Origin of the sequence: Candidatus Poriferisocius sp. (assembly GCF_965208475.1) — a bacterium.
GTDB lineage: Bacteria > Actinomycetota > Acidimicrobiia > Acidimicrobiales > Bin134 > Poriferisocius.
In genome coordinates this window covers 351,303-368,275 of sequence record NZ_OZ242338.1, presented here as the reverse complement: position 1 = coordinate 368,275, position 16,973 = coordinate 351,303, and the positions used below count along the sequence as shown (strand labels likewise).

Below are 16,973 nucleotides of genomic sequence, written 5' to 3'. Positions count from 1 at the left end.
CTCGACACTGCTAGCTGTTGGGAGACGAGGCGATCAGGCTCAGCACCGTGTTGGGGTCGAGGGGCTGGCGGTTGGGATACACCCCGAAGGGGGCCAGGGCGTCTACCACCGCATTGAACACCGCCGGGGGCGCCCCGATGGCGCCGCCCTCCCCAGTTCCCTTGTGCCCGCCAGGGGTATCGGATGGCACGACCACATGGCCGCACTCCAACTCGGGCACATCGGCGGCGGTGGGCACCAGATAGTCGAGGAAGGTGGAGGCCAGCGGGTTGCCGCTCTCGTCGTACACCGCGTGCTCGTACAGCACGCCGCCAATGCCCTGCGCCACACCCCCGGCGATCTGGCCGTCGACCACCATGGGATTGATCAGCACCCCGCAGTCCTCGCTGACCACATAGCGCAGCAGCGTGATCTTGCCGGTGCCCGGGTCGAGCTCGCAGGTGCAGATGTGGCAGGCGTTGGAGTGAGTGGAGGGCGGGGCCTTGTAGCGGGCGGTGTGCTCGAGGCCAGCCTCGGTCCCCGGCGGCAGCGCGTCGGAGTTCTGATAAGCGGTGGCCGCCACTTGGGCCATGGTCATCGACGCTGCCGGTGTGCCCTTGACCGAGATCACCCCGTCGGCCACCTCCAGGTCGTCGGCGGAGGCCTCCATGAGGTGGGCGGCGATGGCCACCACCTTGTCCCGCACGCCCGATGCTGCCGCCCGGGCCGCGCTGCCGGCGATGACCGCCGAGCGGCTGCCGCCGGTGCCGAACCCGTAGCCGGAGCCGTGGCCCTGATGCAGGGTGACGTCTTCGGGGCGTACCCCGAGCTCGTCGGCCACTAACTGGGCCATGGTGGTCTCCAGGCCCTGGCCGTGCGAGCCGGTGCCCATGAACACGTTGACGTGGCCGTCCACCTCCACCCGGAGCATGGCCGACTCGGTGCCCAGCGGACCCATGCCCATCGACGTGGGCTCTATGTAGAGGGCCATGCCCAGGCCCAGGTAGCGACCCTGCTCTCGGGCCGCGGCCTGCTCGGCCCGGAACTCGTCGTAGCCGATCATCTCGGCCGCCTGCTCCAGGGTCTTCTCAGGCGAGATGGTGGTCTCGAAGTACAGCCCGGTGGACACCTGATAGGGCAGGTCTTCAGGGGTGAGCACGTTGCGGCGGCGAAGCTCGAGCGGGTCCATGCCGATCTCCCGGGCCACCCGGTCGATCATCTGCTCCCGGGCCACGCTCTCCATCTGCCACGGGCCCCGATAGGCGCCGCGGCCACAGGTGTTGGTGTACACCGTTCGGGCCCGCCAGCTCACCGGCCCCATCCGGTAGGGGCCGGGGTACAGCATGGTGGCCATGGCCCCAGGGGTGGCCGGGCCTCCCAGCGGGTAGGCGCCGTCGTCTTCTAGCTGGTCCACGTCGGCGGCCAGAAAGCTGCCGTCTTCGCCCACCGCCATGGTGACCGTCATCTGCTCGATGCGGGCATGGTTGGAGGCCAGCAGGTTCTCCCGCCGGTCTTCGATCCACTTCACCGGGCCGGCGAGCAGCTTGGCCGCCACCAGTACTGCCATATCCTCGCGGCCCAAGAACATCTTCTGGCCGAAACCGCCGCCCACATCGCCGAAATGCACCACCATCTTGTGCTCGCCGATGCCCAGCACGCGGGCCCCGACAAGCTGCAACTCGTGGGGGCTCTGGGTGGACGCCCACACCTCCATGACCCCGGCGTGGGGCTGCCAGGAGGCCACGATGCCCCGGGTTTCCATGGGCACGTTGGTCTGGCGGTGCTGGTGCCATGTCTCGGTGATGATGTGGGCCGCGTTCTCGAAGGCCTCCTTTTGGCCCGGGTTGGGCACAACCAGATCGTGGGCCAGATTGCCGCCCAGTTCGGGATGGACGTGGACCTCCGCGTCGGCCGCGGCCTCGTAGTCCACCACCGGGGTAAGCGGCTCGAACTCCACATCGACCAACTCCAAGGCGTCCTCGGCGATGTAGCGGCTCTCGGCCACCACCATCACATAGGGGTCGCCCACGAATCGCACATCGCCGTCGGCCAGCATGTTGGCCGGGGGCGCAGGCGACGTCGGCGGGTGCAGCGACGCCCGCAGCGAGTCGTTGTAAGAGTTCAGGTCGGCGCCGGTGAACACGGCGCGAACCCCATCCAGGGACTCGGCCTCTGAGGTGTCGAGGCGGGTGATGGTGGCCCGGGCCAGGTCGCTGCGCCCGAAGGCGGCGTGGAGCATGCCGGGCAGGACGATGTCGTCCACATACCGGCCGTGCCCGGTCACCAGCCGGGGGTCCTCCAGCCGCTTGACCGACTGGCCCACATATCTCGCCGCGGCTGCTGTACTCATGAGTGCTCTCCCTTGAGGCGGGCGGCGCTGACGCCCAGGGCCGCTAGGTGAATCATGATCCCCCACTTCCCTTCATGGTGGCCGCGGCTTGGCGGGTGGCGGCCACGATGCCCTGGTACCCGGTGCAGCGGCAGAGGTTGCCGGAGATGCCGTGGCGGATCTCATCGTCGGAGGGGTCGGGGTTGGCCTCCAAAAAGGCGGCCACCGACACCACGAAGCCGGGCGTGCAGAACCCGCACTGGAGGCCATGGCAGTCGCGGAACGCCTCCTGCACCGGGTGGAGGGTTTCCTCGTCGAGGGCGAGTCCCTCCACTGTGGTTATGTCGGCGCCGTCGGCCTGCACTGCGAACAGCAGGCACGAGCGCACCGCCTGGCCATCCATCAACACGGTGCACGACCCGCACACTCCGTGCTCGCAGCCCAGGTGGACGCCAGTACACATGGCCTGCTCCCGCAGGAAGTCGGCCAGCGTCAGACGGGGCTCGGCCGCTCCCCGGCGGGTGCGGCCGTTGACCGTGATCGAGATGGGAATCTGGTCAGCCATTGCCGGCCTCCGAGGTCAATTGGGACAGCGCTTCGGCCAGCACCCGGCCCACCAGGGTGGAGCCGGCTTGGCGGCGGTAGTCGGCGCTGGCGTGTACATCGCCGATGGGGTCCATGTCGTCGGCGGCCAGCCTGCCGATCTCGGCGGGGTCGGCATCGGCGGCGGACAATCCCATCAGAGCCGCCTCGACCGAGGTGGCCCGCAGCGGTGTGGGACCCACGCCCAGCATGCCCACCGCGGCCCGGTTGATGCGGCCATCGCCATCGGCGCCGATGCCCACCGCGGCGCCGGCCAGCGCGAAGTCGCCGCTGCGCCGGGCGATCTCGTCGAAGGCGAAGCCGGCGGGCTGCTCCCATGAGGGGAACCGGAGGGCGGTGAGCAGCTCATCGGGGGCCACCGCGGTCGTGAAGGTGGACTCGAAGAACTCGGCCGCTGAAACCTCGCGGTTGCCCGATGCCGACGCGATCTCAGCCACCCCGTCGAGCGCAAGCATCACCGCGGGGTACTCCGACGCCGGGTCGGCGTGGGCGATTGAGCCCCCGATGGTGCCCCGGTTGCGGATCTGGAAGTGGCCGATGTGGGGGGTGGCCAAGTGCAGCAGCGGCACTCGCCCGGCCACCGCGGTGTCGGATTCGACGGCGGCCTGGCGGGTCATGGCCCCGATGCGGACACCGCCGTTGTCGGGCGACACGCCGAACAGCTCTTCCACCCGGTTCAAGTCCACGATGTGCTCGAAGCGGGTGAGGCGCATGGCCAAAAGGGGCACCAGACTCTGGCCGCCGGCCAGGAGCTTGGCGTCGTCGCCGTGCTCGGCGAGCAGGCCAACCGCGTCGGCCACTGTCTCGGGAGCATGGTAATCAAAAGAAGCAGGTTTCACCGCCGGAGACTGTAGCCCGGCTGATAACTCACCATGCAAGCAACCGGCTGCGTCAGCGCTGCAAACATTGCCAACCCACCAGCTCTGAGCTTCAGCACTGCATACGTGGCCTCCAGCGGGTTCTGGCAGACTGTGGCGATGGCCGACGCAGCCGAGGCGCTCCGCAGCTACTGGAACGACCGGGGACCGGTGTGGGTGGAGTATCGGGAGAGGCTCGATGCCATGCTGGCCCCATTGGGAGAGGCCGCCATCGCCCGGCTGCATCCCGACCCCGGCGAGCACGTGCTGGACATCGGCTGCGGCACCGGCACCACCAGCTTGGAGCTGGCCCGCCTGGTGGGCGAGGCCGGGCATGTGACCGGGGTGGACGTTTCGGGCCCCATGCTGGACGAGGCCCGGCGCCGGGCCGACAACGCCGGGTTGGCCAACGCCTCGTTCGTGGTGGCCGATGCGGGGGCCCACCAGTTCGAGCCCCGCCACTACGACGCCGCCTTCTCCCGCATGGGGATCATGTTCTTCGCCGAGGCGGTGGCCGGGTTCACCAACCTCCGCAGGGCGCTGCGGCCCGGCGGGCGGCTAGGCTTCGTGTGCTGGCGGTCGCCGGCCGAGAACTCCTGGGTCACCGAGCCGGGGCAGGCGGTGGCCGATATCCTGGGCCCACCCGAGCCGATGGACCCCGAGGCGCCCGGGCCGTTCTCTTTGGCCTCGGCCGACCGGATCAGCTCAGTCCTCACCGAGGCCGGGCTGGTGGACATCGACATCACCCCCCATGACCTGCCCCTGAGCATCGGCGACGGGACCACCGATGAGCTGGTCCGCTACTACACCGACCTCCTGCCCGCCACGGCCATCCCCGACAATGCCGAAGAACACGTTATCGACCGGGTCAAAGCCGCCCTCGGCGCCATGGTCGAGCGCCGCCGCACCCCCGAAGGCATCACCATGGGCGGCGCCGCCTGGCTGGTCAGCGCCCGGGCCTAGCTGGAGCCGCTAGCCGCTTGAGCCCGGCCTCTGGCCGCCTCTGTTTGGCGGCGGGCGCTGCGGCCGGCGATAACAGACCACACCACTACCAACACGGTGGCTGCGGCCATGTAGCCGTGCATCTCGCGAAGCCCGATCTGATCGGCGAGGGCGCCGAGCGGGAACGCCACCAGGCTCTGGGCGCTGAACGCGATCATCACCAGGCTCTGCACCCGGCCGTGGTACACCGGCTCGGCCAAGATGAGCGACATCGACATGTTGGCGGTTTGGAATGTGGTGGCCGCGCCGCCCAGGAAGAAGAGCACCGGCAGCGCCACCAGATGATTGGGAGTAACGGCGAGAACACCCACGCCAACCGCCACCGTCGCCAAGCTGAAGACCCGCAGCCGCCAAAGCAGGCTGTTGTCGCGCATACGGGCCACTTGGAGGGCGGTGACGGTGCCGCCGAGGGCGTTGGCCCCCTGGAGAATGCCCAGCCATAGCGCCCCCACGCCGAACACGCTCTCGGTGAACTTGGGCAGAAACGCCATGTAGGGCATGGCCACCAACAGCATGAGCGCGGTGGAGATGACCACCACGCGCAGATAGGGCTGCCGGGCCACGTAGGACACCCCTGCGGCGATCTCCTCGAAAGGGCTGTTGGCCTCGCGCTGTTGGGGCCGCGACTTCGGCAGCATCAGCACCGGGATGGTCCCCAATGCGGTGAGGCCCGCGCTCAGAAGGTACACCCCGGCCAGCCCGAAGCCGGGAGTGTCGGCCAGCACCCCGGCAAGAGCCGGCCCCACCGTCTGGGAGCTGGCCACGGTCAGCTGGGTGAGCGAGATGGCGTTGGACAAGAGCTCGCGCTCGACCACCTCGCCTGTCATGGCGATCCGGGCCGGCCCCATGAACGCGAACGACGACCCCTGGATCAGCGCCGTGAGCAACAGCATCCAGAACTGCTCCAGGCCCAACACCACCATGATCCCGAGCCAAAGGGCACTGAGGGACAGCGAGACATGGGAGCCGACGATGAGCGCCCGACGGGGGAATCGGTCGGCGGCCACCCCTCCGAACGGGGTGACGGTGACCATGCCGATGCCGAAGGCCAAAAGCACCAAGGCGAAGCTGGAGTTGCTGTCGGTGAGCTGGATGGCCAGCCAGCCCCGGGCCAGGATCTGCATGCCGACCGCGAGGAACGCCACCAGCCCCGACCACCACAACAGGGCGTATTCCCTATTGGACAGCGACGCGAACATCCCGGTTGTCGAGGCGGGGGCGGCGTCGCTCACGCTGCGACGGTACCGGCCTTCGGCTTCCGACGCGGCACTTGCCGCCCCGCTGTCGTAGCTTCAGGCCATGGCTGACTCCAATACCGCTGAGGAAACCAAGGCCGTGCTGCGGCGGTGGTACGACGAGATGTGGGGGGCTCAGAACCCCGACTTGGTGCCGGAGTTGGCCGGGCCGACCTACGTGCGCCACGAGATGGGCGGCACCCGGTCGGTGACCGCCGAGGAGTACCAGCAGCAGGTGGCCGCGCTATGCAGCCAGGCCGAGTTCACCGACCTGCGCTACCGCCTCATCGCCGAGGACGACCACGTGGTGGCCATCGGCTCATGGAAGGTGGACGGCAACCAGTGGGATTGGGTGCAGGCCTTCCGGGCCGAGAACAACAAGCTGGTGGAGACATGGCTGTCAGGCATCGGCTTCGAGTCGAACTGGGGCTCCGAGGTGGTCCGCCCCTGAATGTCCGAGGAAATCAACGCGGGATTCGCACCGGCGTTGACATGGAGAAACCTCAATGTGGCAAAGTGTCGCAGGCGTAGAACCGATCAGGTGCCAGCCGGTGAACGTCTCTTGGGAATCCAACAAATCAAAGGAGCCGGCTGGTGAGAGTTCGACGGATGGTGTGGGCGTTGATCGCGATGGGGCTTGTTACCGCGTCGTTGGGAGCAGTGGCGGCCAACGCTCAAGACGGCGGCGATGGGGCCTCCGACAGCGGCGAGTTGCAACTGGTGATCCTGCACCACAACGACGGCGAGTCGCAGTTGGTGCAGGCATCGTCTGATCTGCCCGATTACGGCGGCGTGGCCCGCTTCGCCTCGCTGGTACACCAGCTCCGGTCGCAGGCTGCCGACGACGGCGCCGCGGTGATCACCATCTCGTCGGGCGACAACTTCTTGAGCGGCCCCGAACTGTCGGTGAGCCTGGATGACGACAGCCCCTTCTACGATGCGCTGGCCCTCAATCTCATCGGCTACGACGCCTTGACCATCGGCAACCACGAGTTCGACCTGGGCCCCGACCTCTTGGCCCGGTTCATCGCTGAGGCCACCACCGCTCCGTTCATCAGCGCCAACCTCGACTTCTCCGGCGAGCCGTCGCTGGCCGCGCTGGTGGATGAGGGCCGGATCGCCCCGTCGGCGGTAGTGGAAAAGCAGGGCCGCAGCATCGGCATCATCGGCGCCACCACCCCCGACCTCACCTTCATCTCCAGCCCCCGCAACGTGGCGGTGATGTCCAACGTGGCTGAGATCGTGCAGGCCGAGATCGACCAGCTCACCGGCGAAGGGGTGGACATCATCGTTTTGTCCACCCACTTGCAGGCCCTGAGCGGCGAGGTCGACCTGGCTGCCCAGCTCATCGGCGTCGACGCCATCGTGGCCGGCGGCAGCGGCGCACTGTTGGCCGACGACAGCACCGTGCTGCTGCCCGGCGACGGCGACCCCTACGGCCCCTACCCGCTCACCGCCACCCTGGCCGACGGTTCCAGCGTGGCGGTGGTGACCACGCCGGGCGACTACACCTACGTGGGCCAGTTGACCCTGAGCATCGACGCCGACGGCAACGTGACCGCCATCGACGAGGCCAGCGGCCTGCGGCGAGTGGCCGGCGGCGCCGAGGCCGATGCGGTGGCACCCCACCCCGACGTGGTGTCCCAGGTGACCGAGCCAGTGGCCGCCGCCCTTGAAGAGCTGGCCGCCGCCCCGGTGGGCACCACCGAGGTACCCCTCGACGGCCGGCGCTCGCCAGGCATCCGCACCCATGAGACCAACCAGGGCAACCTGCTGGCCGACGCCCTGTTGTGGAACGGCCAGCGGCTGGCCGCCGACTTCGGCGTGCCCCAGCCGGTGGTGGCCATCCAGAACGGCGGCGGGATCCGCAATGACTCGGTGATCCCGGTGGGACCGGTGAGCGAGCTGGAAACGTTCAACATCTCCCCGTTCGGCAACTTCGTGACCGTGATCGAAGACGTGTCGCCCGCCCAGATGAAGGTGATCTTCGAGAACGCCGTGTCCCGGGTGGAGAGCTCCAGCGGCCGCTTCGCCCAGATCGCCGGCATGACCCTGGTCTACGACCCAGCCGGCACCCCCCAGGAGATCGGCGAAGACGACACCGTGACCACCGAGGGCACCCGAGTGCAATCGATCACCCTCGAAGACGGCACCGCGCTGGTGAGCGACGGCGCCGTGGTGGACGGCGCCCCCTCCATCGCCCTGGTCACCCTCAACTTCTTGGCCAACGGCGGCGACCAGTACCTGTTCGGCGACGGCACCCGCACCCACCTGGGCCTCACCGACCAGCAGTCGCTGGCCGCCTACATCAAAGACGGCCTCAACGGCACCATCGGTGCTGCCCAATACCCCGAGGGCGGCGAAGGCCGAATCACGGCTGCCATGGCTGATGACATGGACGACATGGGCGACATGGATGATATGGACGACGAGGTGGAGGAGATGACCGGCGACATGGATGATATGGACGACGGCATGGCCGGGGAAATGGACGGCGAAGAGCTCGCCGCCACCGGCGTCGAGAGCCGCCTGCTCCTCATCATCGCCGCCGCCCTCGTCATGGCCGGCCTCCTGCTCGCCAGCCTGTCCCGGCAGCTCAACCCCACCCGCCGTCAGTATCCGCTCAATCCCTAGAGGATCCGCCATTTGCCAGCTCGAAGGGGGTTGAGCGAACTGCCCTAGCCCCTATCCTGCCCTGACGCGGGCTTGGGCCTGCCAGGCGGGTCCGGATCTGACTCTGATGGGCTGCCGATAATCTCGTGGTGGAGATACCGGTACAGATCTTGTGCTCTGTCCCTGAGGTAGTCGAGCACGCCATCATCATCACCGAAAACTCGATCTGGTTGAAGCGGGCCAGGGTCTTCCAGCAGTTCGACAATTCTCATGATGTCGCGGCTGGCGGGCGTAGTTCCGTACCGGCGCATATGGAACAAGATGCCGTCTTCGAGCGAATAGGGGGATAGCTCATCTATGGCCTTAATGTCTATGTAGTCGCGGAGCTTCGGCCGATACAGGATGACGTCCAGCTTGGCTGCCAGCAGGTCAGGCAGCGACCCCACTCTCATGCCAGTCACAAGGATCGGGGCCCTCAAAACGGTCAAATGCCCCACCTCTGGTCGGGGCTGCGGCCGGAAAACCTGAACGGCGACACCGTCAATCCGGGCATCAAGAACATCTGCCCCCGCGCTGAGAGTTTCGACCCTCTTGCCCGGTGCGATCTGGACAAGCTTGCCTACGAGGGCCTCGCCGGAAAAGGGCTCGAAAGTCATGTAATCCAAGTCGAATGAGATCCTATGGTTCAGATGTATCGTCAGCGCCGTCCCCCCCCCATAATCGACCCTTCGATCCCTTGGACAGCCTGCGCCAGTACCGGCCACACCTCGATCATTTCCGCCGGGAGCACGTCGCGGTAATCGCCGACCTCAGGCACGGCCGCTCCTGGTCTCGATGGCGGCGTCAATACACGCGGCGAGATGACCCGTGTCGTACCCGCGCATTTGCCGGCACTTTGACAGGGCACTCACCGGAAGCGCATTGAGCGCCCACTGCCTCGCGGCCCGGTCGGGACCGTCGAGCAACACCCCGGCCACGTAGTCGGCATGCTCAGGGAGCTTGAGCTCACCAGCTTCGGAGCCAGACCAGAACACCCACCAGAACTCCGGCGGAACCCGAACAGGACACTCCCCGTGCTCGCTTGTTGGCCATCTCGGCAGATGGGCCAACGCCGTGACGCATTCCTCGGTCAAGGTCAGGAACCACAGATCGACGTCGAGAGATTTGTACCCCCAGGGGATGCTGGCTGTCTCCTTTTGGGCGTACTCGTCCTCTGCAAGGCGACCCAGGCATCTCTGGGCGTGCCTTTTGGAGATGCGCGCCGCATCAGCCACCTCTTCAGCCCGAACGCCCCGGGGCCTGTCGCGCAGCACCGCCAAACACGCCCGTTCGGCTGGAGTCATATCGACGGTCGGATCGTCCTCAGCGGCGAGGTAGCCGGGCAGCCGGGACCGCTTCGCGTGAGAGGGATCGGGATCTTGGACCAGCAGTGCCCGGAGGCGATCTTCCCCAAGGGGTTGCCTCGTCGCCTCCAAGGCAGCCAGCACCCGGCCAGCCGTGGCCGACGACACTCCGAGCATTCGGGCAAGATCAGAGCGCCGGCCTTCCCAGCGCACTGCCGCGGCAACCCACCGGCCAGCCCCGATCCTCGATCCGTGCATGGCCGTTCCGGAGGTAACGGTGAAGTCGCTGCGGCACCCGCGACACCGCCATCTCAAAGGCGGCACCCCCGACCTCACAGCTACTTCGCCAGATCCGCAATTAGGACACCGGGGACCGTCCGGCCAGCGCAAACCGGCTATCTGCCGCTCAGCAGCGAGATCGTCGAACACCTCCCCATCAAGCAGCGACACCGGTCCCGTCACCCACCCAGAATAACGCAATGGGGTGTCAACTTCAAAAATATCCGACATCGACACCTGAGTGGCGACGTGTAGCCCCAATGGGCCTTAGGGCTCGCGTAGATAGGTGAGAAGCTCACCCGACACCTTCGGGGCGTTGCGCGGGCACTAGAGGTCTAAGGGCCTCACCTGAGGTCGGCAGCGGTATGGGGCTTCGCATAAAGCGGCGTCGCCCACGCCTGACGATCTTCGCCAGAATCTGGGCCGCATCCCCAATGTCTTCGGCGAGATGCGCATCCGATCGGCTCACAGAACTACAGCGTCCTCCACAAGCGCCCGATGCTTCACCGTCAAGCCGCCCATCGAAACCACATCCGCATCGCGGCCCAGCATCTCCTCAAGGTCGGCTTTCAGCCCGACCAGAGCCGTCAGCGACCCTTTGGTACCGAAATCAACGAGGAAGTCGCAATCGCTGTCTGCACCGTCTTCGCCACGGACAGTCGCATTGCGTCGAGGACTACTAAGCCTTCCAGCATCTGAGAATCCCAACCTACAAAATCCGAGATTCTCAGCCTACAGATTCTGATTTGAGCAAGCCTGCTGCCGAAACCTCCAGCTCAACCAGCCCAAAAGGCAAGGACAGCACCCCGATGCACTCTTCCTAGCCGGCCTCCATCTACCGGCGATTGAGGTGTCTACCGTACAATACATCTGTGCTACAATCTTGTCGGTGAGCACAACTACCACGGTCCGTCTCAGTGACCAGGAGCGAGAGCTGCTTGCTGAGCTTGCCGATGAGTACGGTGGCCAATCAGGTGCCATCCGAGAAGGCATCCATCTCCTCGCCCAACAGAAACACCGGCGCGAAGCCCTCCGCGAGTTCTTGGACGAATGGGTTGAAGAAACAGGACCGCCGGACCCCGAAGACATCGCCGAGATGCGCCGCCGCTACTTCCCCAAGTGATCCTCGACGCGGGGCTTCTCATAGCAGTCGACCGCGGCGAGTACACCGCCCGCTCCTTCCTGGCCGCCACATTGCAGGAGGGCGCTGTGCTGCACACGACCGCTCCGGTTGTCGCCCAGGTGTGGCGCGACGGAAGCCGACAGGCCCGGCTCGCCAAGTTCCTCGGAACAGTTGAAGTACACGATTTCACCCTTGCCGATGCCCCAGTGGTGGGAGGACTGCTCCGCCGGTCCCAAACCTCAGACGTCGTCGACGCCCACCTAGTGGCCCTCGCCCTCCGCCTACTCGACAGTATTCTCACCGCCGACACCCCAGACTTCTCCGCCATCACCTCCCACCTCGGCCCCAGAGCCCCGCACATCCACCACTGGCCATAGCCAAGGGACTGCTACAGCGGTCAGGGTGCCAGCGCGGTGATGGGAAGAACGGTCGTCCCGTCGGGGCGGTCGTAGCCATAGCCGGTTGCGGTGATGATGAGCAGTTTGGAAGGTGCGCCCACCTTCTCTGTGTCTACCTTCTTGCTGAGCCTGAGCAGAGAGCTGGCAGCCTCTTCGATCCACTCCTCGCCGCCGAGCTTGGCTTCGACGGCCATCCACCGGCCATCGCGGGTCTCAACGATCACATCAGCCTCGAGCTTGTCGCTGTCGTGGTAGTGGTAGACGGTGGCATCGTTGCGTTGCCCATAGATGCGTAGGTCGCGCACCACCAGTGATTCGAACAGGAACCCGAGGGTATTCAGATCCCCTAGAAGCCGGTCTGGTGTTGCGCCGGTGGCCGCGGCGGCCAAGGAGGGATCGGCAAAGTGCCGCTTGGGAGAGCTGAGAAGCGTCGCCCGAGACCGAAGATGGGTAGACCAATGAGGCAAGTCCTCCACGATGAACAGGCGCTCCAACGAGCGGACATACTCAGTTGCCGTCGTGCGGTTGAGGCCCCGCTCGCCCGGCGCCTCTCTGGCCAATTTCGTGAATGAGGCCATGGTGGCGATATTCCGGCTGACGGAGGCTATGAGCCGTTGAACCCCGGTGGGATCGCGCACCACGCCGTCGACTGAGGAAATGTCAGTGCGGCATATCTCGCCGAGGTAGTTGCGGAGCAGGAGTTGGGCCTGGGCGACCGGCTTGTTGAGGTGCCGAGGCCATCCGCCACGGCAGATTGCATCGACGACATCGGCAAACGAAGCCTCTGGACGATGGACTGCTACCTCATCTCCGTCGAGCAGCGACTTGAGCGAAGCCTCACCGGTGCTCTCGCCGGTTTCGAGAAGAGACATCGGGCGCATTCGAACTCGGCCGATTCGGCCAGCCCCAGAATGCCTGGTTATGTCGTCGACGGGCACCGCGGAGCCGGTGAGCAGAAATCGGCCGGTGCGCTGCCCCTCGTCACAAGCGTGGCGAACCTGGTTCCAAACATCGCCGGCGAGCTGCCACTCATCCAACAAACGAGGCTCCTGCCCGGCCAGAACGTAACCCGGCGCCGCCGCAATAGATCTCCGGGCGTTGAGGTCTTGGTCGAACAGCACCTCGCTCTTGGCGAAATTGCGCCCGCTCCACGTCTTGCCGCACCCCTTCGGCCCCTCGATGACGACAGCCGGCATGGCTGCGAGCGTCTCAGCAATTGCCTCATCGCTGACTCGCGAGATGTAGCCCTCAGGCGTAAGCGTTGCCGCCATATCGACTCCCAGCAGGTGTGGGGATAATTCTCCATCCTACAGTTTCTGGTACTTACAGCCTACACTTTCTGGACATCTCAGCCTACAGATTCTAGGAACCTCAACCTGCAGATTCTGATTTGAGCGAGCCTGCTGCCGAAACCTCCAGCTCAACCAGCTCAAAAGGCAAGGACAGCATGGCCGGACCCCTCGCCCCATCCAAAGAGACCCAACCGCCGTTAATCGCTTCGGGCGGTTCGCTCGCGACCCTCTGCTAGAGACGCCTGTGCCCGTCGGGACATTCTTGACCGGGTGTGGGGAGCGGGTGGCGGCAGGGCTGTCCCGTTTCTGTGGAAGCGCCACAGAAACGGGTTATCGGCATCTCAGGTCTACCTTGGAACTGATCGCCTTCGTTAGGTTGCGCAGATTCGCCGCTGGGCCGACCGTGCTGAATGTTTCGGAGCTCTTCGCCTAGCGCAGCGGCGAGGCGTGGCACTTCGTCTTCTGCAATTTGCCACAGCGCGTCATGGTCAACTCTTCCGTAGTCGTGAATGAGGAAATTGCGGGTTGCTTTCGCCTCGCGAAGCGGAAGGTCTGACCTCCGCTGTTTGAGTTCCGCGGTAAGGCTTCCGGCTGCTTCGCCGATGATCTCCACGAGTCTCTCCGTTGTCCTGCGCGGCTCGAAGTCTGAGTCGTATCTACTGCGGCCGCGCGAGACGACTATCGCCAGTTCCCGGGCAGCCTCCAATATGTCCTCTATGAGATCTTCGTCGGATTTCACAAGAGCAGCGCATCTGCGAATAACTGCTCGTATCCGGGTTTCACATTCTTGGCCTCTACCACATCGACATTGCATCCCAAGAGATCCTCGAGGTCGCATTGGAGGCCAGCGAGGTCAAACAGGGTCGCGCCTGAGGCGGTTTCAACAATGAAGTCGCAGTCGCTTGCGTCCACGTCTGAACCGCGGGCGACAGAACCAGTAAGTGCGATAGAGGTGGCTTTGCGGCGAGCAGCAATGGAGCGAATCTCTTCGCGGCGCTCTCCGAGAATGAGGTCGCGGCGACTCTTAGCAAGCTGGCCGTCCGCTTTGACAGCGGCCCTAGTACCGTTCCGCTCTAGGCCAGCCTCGTGTTCCACGCGCCAAATTCTAGCTTCCAAGAACGGTCGGTGGCGGATGACATCCGACGCCGCCGCCATGTGCAGCCGCTACTTCCCCCGGCAACCCTCGACACTGAAACCCCCGACTTCTCCGCCCTCACACACCACCTCGGCCCCAGAGACCCGCACATCCACCACTGGCCATAGCCGGACACCCACCTCGGCGGACTGGGTTTCGGAGAAACTGTCATAGGCCGATGCCATTATCGGAGGCCCCAGCGGGACTACCGTCAATAACACCGGTGTAGTTCCCATTCAGCCCCTTAGGAGATGGCGTGCACGAGGTTTACCTCGATTACAACGGGTCGGCACCGCTCGACCCACGGGTGGCCGAAGCCATGATCCCTGCGTTGCAATCCGGAATTGGCAATGCTTCATCGGTTCACCGTTTCGGGCAGCGCCAAGCAGCGGCCGTTGATGATGCCCGCGAACGCGTCGCTGCACTTGTAGAGGCCTGCCCATCAGGGGTGGTCTTCTGTGCAGGGGCCACCGAAGCGAACAACCTGGCATTGATCGGACTGGCTGAAGGCGCTCCGGCTGAGCGAAACAGAGTCGTGATCTCGGCGGTAGAGCATGCCTCAGTGCGCGAGCCAGCCCAATGGCTGCATGAGCAAGGCAAGGCCAAGGTGGATGTGGTCGGGGTGACCCAAGGCGGATTCGTCGACCTCGATGAACTTGACTCGCTGTTGGGACCTGACGTTTTGGCCGTATCGGTAATGGCTGCCAACAGTGAGACCGGGGTTTTGAACCCATTGGATGAGGTAGCGGAGCGGACAGCCAGCGTTGGAGCTGTGTTTCATTGCGATGCCACTCAGATGCTGGGACGACTGCCATTGTCGCTGGGTGATGTAGGGATCGACCTCTTGTCCATGAGTGGTCACAAAATCTGCGGTCCAGGAGGCGTTGGAGCGCTAGTAGCGACGCGCCATTCGCTAGCTCGCCTTCGGCCAGTTATCCACGGAGGAGGGCATGAACGGGGTCTACGGTCAGGATCGCTGAACGTTGTCGGGATCGGCGGGCTTGGAATGGCCGCGGAGTTAGCAGCCGAGGAACGTGATGCCGAGTCTGCTCGGGTACGCGCACTGAGGGATCGGCTGTTGAATGGTCTCAGATCCGAGCTAGCAGGGGTTCACGAAAACGGAGATCCAACTCAACGACTCCCCAATACGGCCAGTGTGCGTTTCGAGGGTGCTGATGCCGAGGCGGTTGTCTTCAATATGGATCCAGTAGCCGTCTCCACCGGATCAGCTTGTAGCTCGGGCGCAATCGAACCTTCCCACGTGCTCTTGGCCATGGGCCTTTCCCGCGACGAGGCATTCGAGTCAGTCCGTTTCAGCTTGGGACGGTTCACCACCGAAGCCGAGATCGATGCCGCCATTCGACAGGCCGTCAAGGCAGTGGACTATGTCCGCGCCATGACAGGAAGCGACGACTGATGCGACTCGCCGAGGCCGCCAATGATGTGTTTGCCAGACATGAGACGTTCCATCCCCGATACGGATGGTTCCGCAAGGCATATGCCACAGCAGCAGCACATGAACGTGGATTCACAGCCGAAGACGCTCCGGTTGCAATCGGCGTCGGAAAAAACATGGTCCGTTCGATCAAGTTCTGGGGCCTAGCGGCCAAGATCATCACTTCAGATCCCAATTCAGCCAGCAAACGCTCTCCTGACATGATTCCCACCCGATTCGGTCACAGCCTCTTTGGACCAGACGGGTGGGATCCATATATGGAGGATCCAGGCACTGTCTGGCTCCTTCACTGGATGCTTCTCGCCCCGCCATCGTTGTTACCGGTCTGGTGGCTTGCCTTCAATGAGCTACACGCCGTCAATTTCGATGATGACATGCTGACCGGTGCCATAGCTGCTCAGATAGAGGCTGCTGGGACATGGCCGATGCCTCACCACACTGCGATTGAGAAGGACGTCTCGGCGCTGCTCCGCACCTACGCTCCCGCTGTACGAACCTCACGAACAAGCTTCGAAGCCTTCTTTGACTGTCGGCATGACAACTTAGATTGTCAGATAGACAACCAACAGATAGCATTTCCCGGTGCAACAGGACTCCTTGAGCAGTGAGCTCCAGTCTCAAGTAGATCGCGCAGTTGATCGCCTTCGCATGGCGGGTACCGACCTCCAGAATATCGAAGTGAAATCAGGCGCGGGAGGCCTGCCAAAGTCGGTAGCCGCATCAGTTTCGGCTCTTGCCAATGCTCGAGGCGGACTCGTCATTCTTGGGCTGAGCGACGGTGATTTCGTGCCAGTGCCCATCGATGCGAGAAAGCTTGCCAACGACCTCGCTTCGACTTGCGCCAACGAGCTTGAGCCCCCGATCCGAGCAGATATCGACATAGCTGAAGTGGATGAGCAGCCTGTGGTAGTCGCGATGGTAGAGGAGCTGCCTGCTGGACGAAAACCCTGCTACTTGAAGTCGAAGCGGCTCGAAAGCGGATCGTATATACGTACCCATGACGGCGACCGCCGCCTGAGCCTCTACGAGATCCACATCCTCATGTCCGGGCGAGGACAGCCTCTCGACGACATTGCAGTCGTGGACGGAGCAAAGCGAAGCGACCTCGACGAGAACCTTGTCAGCGCTCTCCTCAGCCGTATTCGAAGCCGACGGGGACCGGCGATCGCCGATCACAGCGACGACGATATCCTCCGCATTCTGAGCGTGACCGCTGGAGAGAATTCCGAGCCTTCCATCACACTTGCGGGAATTCTGTCACTGGGCCGATATCCTCAGCAGTTTTTCCCCAGCTCAATGTGACCTTCGTGGCGTACCCAACAGTAACCG

The 16,973-nt window shown here is 64.6% G+C and carries 18 protein-coding genes; 8 read left to right on the top strand and 10 right to left on the bottom strand.

Annotation, left to right across the window (positions count from 1 at the left end; all coding sequences use genetic code 11):
• Positions 1–10: 10 nt before the first annotated feature.
• The 3 genes from ACOGXA_RS01745 to ACOGXA_RS01735 are packed head-to-tail and all read right to left on the bottom strand — an operon-like array spanning position 11 to position 3,750.
• Positions 11–2,329, bottom strand: coding sequence for a xanthine dehydrogenase family protein molybdopterin-binding subunit (locus tag ACOGXA_RS01745; RefSeq protein ID WP_419925571.1), 2,319 nt, complete (start codon positions 2,327–2,329; stop codon positions 11–13).
• A gap of 52 nt (positions 2,330–2,381) precedes the next feature.
• Positions 2,382–2,873 carry a (2Fe-2S)-binding protein gene (locus tag ACOGXA_RS01740; protein WP_419925570.1) on the bottom strand — a complete coding sequence of 164 codons (492 nt, stop codon included), beginning with the start codon at positions 2,871–2,873 and terminating at the stop codon, positions 2,382–2,384.
• Positions 2,866–3,750 (bottom strand): FAD binding domain-containing protein, encoded by an 885-nt coding sequence (locus ACOGXA_RS01735; protein ID WP_419925569.1) that lies wholly within the window; start codon positions 3,748–3,750, stop codon positions 2,866–2,868. Before ACOGXA_RS01735 ends, ACOGXA_RS01740 begins: the two co-directional genes overlap by 8 nt.
• 138 nt (positions 3,751–3,888) lie before the next feature.
• Here ACOGXA_RS01735 and ACOGXA_RS01730 point away from each other — a divergent pair, with 138 nt between their 5' ends.
• The gene (locus tag ACOGXA_RS01730; protein ID WP_419925568.1) at positions 3,889–4,731 is read left to right on the top strand and encodes a class I SAM-dependent methyltransferase; all 843 of its coding nucleotides are present in this window, start codon (positions 3,889–3,891) and stop codon (positions 4,729–4,731) included.
• On the opposite strand, the gene ACOGXA_RS01725 is transcribed toward ACOGXA_RS01730, so the two are convergent.
• Positions 4,728–6,002: an MFS transporter gene (locus tag ACOGXA_RS01725; RefSeq protein WP_419925567.1), complete on the bottom strand. Its 1,275-nt coding sequence runs from the start codon at positions 6,000–6,002 to the stop codon at positions 4,728–4,730. The two genes, ACOGXA_RS01730 and ACOGXA_RS01725, sit on opposite strands and share 4 nt — an antisense overlap.
• A 67-nt stretch (positions 6,003–6,069) precedes the next feature.
• Here ACOGXA_RS01725 and ACOGXA_RS01720 point away from each other — a divergent pair, with 67 nt between their 5' ends.
• The gene (locus ACOGXA_RS01720) at positions 6,070–6,456 is read left to right on the top strand and encodes a hypothetical protein (RefSeq protein ID WP_419925566.1); all 387 of its coding nucleotides are present in this window, start codon (positions 6,070–6,072) and stop codon (positions 6,454–6,456) included.
• Positions 6,457–6,599: 143 nt separating this feature from the next.
• The gene (locus tag ACOGXA_RS01715; RefSeq protein ID WP_419925565.1) at positions 6,600–8,639 is read left to right on the top strand and encodes a bifunctional metallophosphatase/5'-nucleotidase; all 2,040 of its coding nucleotides are present in this window, start codon (positions 6,600–6,602) and stop codon (positions 8,637–8,639) included.
• 44 nt (positions 8,640–8,683) lie between these two features.
• Here ACOGXA_RS01715 and ACOGXA_RS01710 read toward each other — a convergent pair whose 3' ends face one another.
• The 3 genes from ACOGXA_RS01710 to ACOGXA_RS01700 form a co-directional block, all read right to left on the bottom strand.
• Complete coding sequence (locus ACOGXA_RS01710; protein WP_419925564.1) at positions 8,684–9,382, bottom strand: nucleotidyl transferase AbiEii/AbiGii toxin family protein; 699 nt, start codon at positions 9,380–9,382, stop codon at positions 8,684–8,686.
• Positions 9,383–9,427: 45 nt separating this feature from the next.
• Positions 9,428–10,423, bottom strand: coding sequence for a transposase (locus ACOGXA_RS01705; RefSeq protein ID WP_419925563.1), 996 nt, complete (start codon positions 10,421–10,423; stop codon positions 9,428–9,430).
• A 282-nt stretch (positions 10,424–10,705) separates the two neighbouring features.
• Complete coding sequence (locus tag ACOGXA_RS01700) at positions 10,706–10,948, bottom strand: nucleotidyltransferase family protein (protein WP_419925562.1); 243 nt, start codon at positions 10,946–10,948, stop codon at positions 10,706–10,708.
• Positions 10,949–11,129: 181 nt separating this feature from the next.
• Between ACOGXA_RS01700 and ACOGXA_RS01695 the strand changes: the two genes are divergently transcribed.
• Both ACOGXA_RS01695 and ACOGXA_RS01690 read left to right on the top strand, forming a co-directional pair.
• A complete protein-coding gene (locus tag ACOGXA_RS01695) occupies positions 11,130–11,363 on the top strand; it encodes a ribbon-helix-helix domain-containing protein (protein WP_419925561.1) in 234 nt (77 codons plus the stop codon).
• The gene (locus ACOGXA_RS01690) at positions 11,360–11,740 is read left to right on the top strand and encodes a hypothetical protein (protein WP_419925560.1); all 381 of its coding nucleotides are present in this window, start codon (positions 11,360–11,362) and stop codon (positions 11,738–11,740) included. The genes ACOGXA_RS01695 and ACOGXA_RS01690 overlap by 4 nt, the downstream gene beginning before the upstream one ends.
• A 20-nt stretch (positions 11,741–11,760) precedes the next feature.
• Here the strand turns inward: ACOGXA_RS01690 and ACOGXA_RS01685 are convergent, their stop codons facing one another.
• The 3 genes from ACOGXA_RS01685 to ACOGXA_RS01675 form a co-directional block, all read right to left on the bottom strand.
• On the bottom strand, positions 11,761–13,032 hold the full coding sequence (locus tag ACOGXA_RS01685; protein ID WP_419925559.1) for an ATP-binding protein: 1,272 nt from the start codon (positions 13,030–13,032) through the stop codon (positions 11,761–11,763).
• 253 nt (positions 13,033–13,285) lie between these two features.
• Positions 13,286–13,867 (bottom strand): DUF86 domain-containing protein, encoded by a 582-nt coding sequence (locus ACOGXA_RS01680; protein WP_419925558.1) that lies wholly within the window; start codon positions 13,865–13,867, stop codon positions 13,286–13,288.
• Positions 13,789–14,208, bottom strand: a complete 420-nt coding sequence (locus tag ACOGXA_RS01675) for a nucleotidyltransferase family protein (RefSeq protein ID WP_419925557.1) — start codon at positions 14,206–14,208, stop codon at positions 13,789–13,791. The genes ACOGXA_RS01680 and ACOGXA_RS01675 overlap by 79 nt, the downstream gene beginning before the upstream one ends.
• Before the next feature lie 236 nt (positions 14,209–14,444).
• Between ACOGXA_RS01675 and ACOGXA_RS01670 the strand changes: the two genes are divergently transcribed.
• Genes ACOGXA_RS01670 through ACOGXA_RS01660 form a run of 3 tightly spaced genes read left to right on the top strand, consistent with a single transcriptional unit; the run spans position 14,445 to position 16,946 of the window.
• Positions 14,445–15,605, top strand: a complete 1,161-nt coding sequence (locus ACOGXA_RS01670; RefSeq protein ID WP_419925556.1) for a cysteine desulfurase family protein — start codon at positions 14,445–14,447, stop codon at positions 15,603–15,605.
• On the top strand, positions 15,605–16,252 hold the full coding sequence (locus tag ACOGXA_RS01665; protein ID WP_419925555.1) for a DUF4007 family protein: 648 nt from the start codon (positions 15,605–15,607) through the stop codon (positions 16,250–16,252). Before ACOGXA_RS01670 ends, ACOGXA_RS01665 begins: the two co-directional genes overlap by 1 nt.
• Complete coding sequence (locus ACOGXA_RS01660; protein WP_419925554.1) at positions 16,227–16,946, top strand: helix-turn-helix domain-containing protein; 720 nt, start codon at positions 16,227–16,229, stop codon at positions 16,944–16,946. Before ACOGXA_RS01665 ends, ACOGXA_RS01660 begins: the two co-directional genes overlap by 26 nt.
• Positions 16,947–16,973 lie beyond the last annotated feature (27 nt).

Coding starts and splice junctions, on each gene's coding strand:
- ACOGXA_RS01745 (WP_419925571.1), bottom strand. CDS start 2,329: ATGAGTACAGCAGCCGCGGCGAGATATGTGGGCCAGTCGGTCAAGCGG.
- ACOGXA_RS01740 (WP_419925570.1), bottom strand. CDS start 2,873: ATGGCTGACCAGATTCCCATCTCGATCACGGTCAACGGCCGCACCCGC.
- ACOGXA_RS01730 (WP_419925568.1), top strand. CDS start 3,889: ATGGCCGACGCAGCCGAGGCGCTCCGCAGCTACTGGAACGACCGGGGA.
- ACOGXA_RS01720 (WP_419925566.1), top strand. CDS start 6,070: ATGGCTGACTCCAATACCGCTGAGGAAACCAAGGCCGTGCTGCGGCGG.
- ACOGXA_RS01685 (WP_419925559.1), bottom strand. CDS start 13,032: ATGGCGGCAACGCTTACGCCTGAGGGCTACATCTCGCGAGTCAGCGAT.
- ACOGXA_RS01680 (WP_419925558.1), bottom strand. CDS start 13,867: ATGCAATGTCGATGTGGTAGAGGCCAAGAATGTGAAACCCGGATACGA.
- ACOGXA_RS01675 (WP_419925557.1), bottom strand. CDS start 14,208: ATGGCGGCGGCGTCGGATGTCATCCGCCACCGACCGTTCTTGGAAGCT.
- ACOGXA_RS01665 (WP_419925555.1), top strand. CDS start 15,605: ATGCGACTCGCCGAGGCCGCCAATGATGTGTTTGCCAGACATGAGACG.